At 60.0% G+C, this 3,362-nt stretch carries 3 protein-coding genes, 2 tRNA genes and 1 pseudogene; 1 reads left to right on the top strand and 5 read right to left on the bottom strand.

What is annotated here, in order from left to right:
- Positions 1 to 237 (top strand): annotated as a pseudogene (locus Q7T06_RS12360) (rRNA methyltransferase); the annotation flags it as partial.
- 47 nt (positions 238 to 284) lie between these two features.
- Here Q7T06_RS12360 and Q7T06_RS12355 read toward each other — a convergent pair.
- The 5 genes from Q7T06_RS12355 to uvrC form a co-directional block, all read right to left on the bottom strand.
- Positions 285 to 794 carry a DUF1993 family protein gene (locus tag Q7T06_RS12355; RefSeq protein WP_304785108.1) on the bottom strand — a complete coding sequence of 170 codons (510 nt, stop codon included), beginning with the start codon at positions 792 to 794 and terminating at the stop codon, positions 285 to 287.
- A gap of 141 nt (positions 795 to 935) precedes the next feature.
- Positions 936 to 1,009: transfer RNA gene (locus tag Q7T06_RS12350), tRNA-Cys, on the bottom strand.
- A gap of 142 nt (positions 1,010 to 1,151) precedes the next feature.
- Positions 1,152 to 1,227: transfer RNA gene (locus Q7T06_RS12345), tRNA-Gly, on the bottom strand.
- 62 nt (positions 1,228 to 1,289) lie between these two features.
- Positions 1,290 to 1,877 (bottom strand): CDP-diacylglycerol--glycerol-3-phosphate 3-phosphatidyltransferase, encoded by a 588-nt coding sequence (gene pgsA, locus Q7T06_RS12340; RefSeq protein WP_304785107.1) that lies wholly within the window; start codon positions 1,875 to 1,877, stop codon positions 1,290 to 1,292.
- 68 nt (positions 1,878 to 1,945) lie between these two features.
- Positions 1,946 to 3,362 (bottom strand): excinuclease ABC subunit UvrC (uvrC, locus tag Q7T06_RS12335; RefSeq protein WP_304785106.1); only part of this gene is annotated, 1,417 nt, incomplete at its 5' end.

Here is a 3,362-nt window from a genome sequence, read left to right as displayed (position 1 = left end):
CTGAAGGGAAAGTATGCAGTGCTGAACATGATCCCCTACAACACCATCCCCGACCTCCATTTCAAGCGGCCCGCGCTGGAACGCACGCAGGAAATTGCGCGCGCCCTGCACAAGCGCGGCGTGCTGACCAAGCTGCGCGACTCCGCGGGCCAGGAGGTCGATGGCGGCTGCGGACAGCTGCGGGCGCGTGCTGCTGAATCCCGGTGCAAAACGATCCCGGTGCTGGCGGCAAAATGACTACAGATGACTGGCGCCGCTAGCCTGGCGCCAGCGACACGGCATGGTCAATACACGCCCATGTAATCGCGCTTGCCAATCGGCAGCCCGTTGTGGCGCAGGATGGCGTACGCGGTTGTCACATGGAAGAAAAATTGCGGCAGGCCGTAGTTGACCAGGTACGCCTGACCGCTGAATTTCTTTTCCTTCGGCGTACCTGGGCGCAGCACGATTTCCCTGCTTTCGCTGCCGTCAAAATTTGATGCGTCGGCGCCATCCAGGAAAGCCAGTGTCTGGGTCAGCAGTGCATCGAGGTCGGCGAAGCTCTTCTCTTTTCCGTCATGGACGGGAACATCGACATCGCCCAGGCGTGCCGTGACGCCGCGTGCGAAATCGGCCGCAATCTGCACCTGCTTGATCAGCGGTAGCATGTCCGGATACAGGCGTGCCTGCAAAAATGCATCAGGCTCTATCGATTTGGTGACGACATGGGCGTCGGCCTGCGCCAGGATGGTTTGCAGGGCCAACAGCATTTGCTTGAATACGGGGACGGAGTGGGTGTACATCGGGCTGGTCATGGTCGTTCCTTGGTGGGGTGCAGGGTTGTGGCATTCGAAGGTGCGTATCGTCGAATCGCCGGATTGCCGAAGCATATAGGCTTTAAGTCCGCACAGAAAACAAAAAGCCCACCTTCGAAGGTGGGCTTTTTGTTTTCTGTCTGGAGGCGGGGGTCGGGATCGAACCGGCGTAAACGGCTTTGCAGGCCGCTGCATAACCACTTTGCTACCCCGCCGTGGCTGCGTATTTTAACTGCTTGCCGTGAAATTTGCTGCGACTGCCGATCACGACGGGATCAGGCGCCAAACAACAAACGAACCCGGCAATGAAACCATCAACAAAAAAGGGAAGCCGGTGAGGCTTCCCTTTTGAATTTTTGGAGCGGGAGAAGAGTCTCGAACTCTCGACCTCAACCTTGGCAAGGTTGCGCTCTACCAACTGAGCTACTCCCGCATCACTAGAGAGACGCAATTATAGATGATGGATAAAAACTGTCAAGCTAGTTGCCCGAAAAATCATCGTAATTTTGCATTCACCTTCATCAGGGGCCATGCCTTGCGCAAGTAATAAAACATTGACCACAGTGTCAGCGCAGCGGCAATCCACAACAGCCACTGCCCCCAGTAGTGCGTGTCGATCCGCTTGAACAGGATGCCGTCATACAGCAGCATCGGAATGGCGACCATCTGCGCGGTGGTCTTGATCTTGCCGATCGAGCTGACCGCAACCGATTTCGATGCGCCGATCTGCGCCATCCACTCGCGCAGCGCAGAGATGGTGATCTCGCGGCCGATGATGATGAAGGCGATGATGGAAATGTAATCGACCGAGCGGAACTCGATCAGCACCAGCAATGCGCCGGCCACCATCAGCTTGTCGGCCACCGGGTCGAGGAATGCGCCGAAGGCGGAAGTCTCGTTCCAGCGCCGCGCCAGGAAGCCGTCCAGCCAGTCGGTGAAGGCTGCGCCTATGAAGATCGTGGTGGAGGCCACGCCCTTGTTGAATGGTGACAGCCAGAGATCCGGCAGGTAGAACACGCCAACGATGAGCGGAATCATCGCCACGCGCAGCCAGGTCAGCAGGATCGGTATGTTAAGGGGCATGGTTGTTATCGTGATGTGCCGGCCAGACTATATCCGAGATAAGGCCATGGCCGGGCAACGGGGCTAATTTAATGCAATTGACGGTAAATGTCCTCAGCTAACTGCCGCGAGATGCCTTCGACCGAGGCGATTTCCTCGACGCTGGCAGCCTGTACGCCGCGCAATCCACCAAAGCGGGCCAACAGCTTCTGGCGCCGCCTGGCGCCGACGCCTTCTATTTCTTCGAGTTGCGATGCTTGCCGGGTCTTGGCACGCCGCGCGCGCATGCCGGTGATGGCAAAGCGATGCGCCTCGTCGCGAATCTGTGCAATCAACATCAGCGCAGCCGATTCGCGGCCCAATTCCATCGGCTCCCGGCCATCGACAAAGACCAGGGTTTCCAGTCCGACCTTGCGGCCCTCGCCCTTGGCGACACCGACGATGGGGCTGATGTCGAGCCCGAGCTCTTCGAATACCTGGCGTGCAATCCCGACCTGGCCGCGGCCGCCGTCGATCAGCACGATGTCGGGCATGACGCCCTCGCCGCCCGCGACTTTTTCATAGCGGCGCGTCAGTACCTGGCGCATGGCTGCGTAGTCGTCGCCGGGGGTGATGTCGTTGATGTTGTAGCGGCGGTATTCGCCATTCTGCATTGCATGGTGATGGAACACGACGCACGAGGCCTGGGTCGCCTCGCCTTGCGTATGGCTGATGTCGAAACATTCGATGCGCAAGGCGTCCAGCTCGCTGCTGTCCAGGCCCAGCGCATCGGCCAGCGCCTGCGTGCGCGCCTGCTGCGAACCTTGTTCCGACAACAAGCGGGCCAGCGCCAGTTGCGCGCCCTTCTCCGCCATGTCCAGCCATTGGCGCCGCTGTCCTTGCGGCTGGAACACCAGGTTGATCCGGTGCCCGCACTGGCGCGCCAGGGCCAGGATCAGTTCAGGCTCGTCCAGTTCCAGGTTGATGACCAGCGTGCCGGGAATGAACTTGTCGAAATAGTGCTGGGCCAGGAAGGCTTTCAGCACTTCGCATTCGATGGCGTCTTCGGCGGTCGCTTCGGCATTGTCGACATGCACCGGGAAATAGGCGCGGTCGCCCAGGTGCCGTCCGCCGCGCACCATGGCCAGGTTGACGCAGGCGCGCCCGCCCTTGACGATCACGGCCAGGATATCGATGTCGGCGTCGCCGCCGGTTTCCATGGTCTGCTGGTGCAATACGCGCGACAAGGCGCTGATCTGGTTGCGCACGGCGGCGGCCTGCTCGAACTTGAGTTCGGCCGCATAGGCGTGCATTTTCTTTTCCAGCGTTTCGAGCACTTCGCTTTGGCGCCCGCGCAGGAATTTTTCGGCATTGTCGACGTCGGCCTTGTATTCGTCGGCGCCGATCAGGTCCACGCACGGGCCGCTGCAACGACCGATCTGGTGCAGCAGGCAGGGCCGGGTGCGGTTCACGAATACCGAGTTTTCGCAGGTGCGCAGCCGGAATACCTTCTGCAGGATCTGCATC

This window comes from Herminiimonas sp. (genome assembly GCF_030645555.1).
In the GTDB taxonomy this organism is placed as follows: Bacteria; Pseudomonadota; Gammaproteobacteria; order Burkholderiales; family Burkholderiaceae_D; genus Oxalicibacterium.
Note: the sequence above shows the minus strand (reverse complement) of the source record. Positions and strands in the feature narration are given on the sequence as shown.

What these genes read in the sequence shown, in the direction of transcription:
- Q7T06_RS12355 (WP_304785108.1), bottom strand. Translation starts at nt 794, where the DNA reads ATGACCAGCCCGATGTACACCCACTCCGTCCCCGTATTCAAGCAAATG.
- pgsA (WP_304785107.1), bottom strand. Translation starts at nt 1,877, where the DNA reads ATGCCCCTTAACATACCGATCCTGCTGACCTGGCTGCGCGTGGCGATG.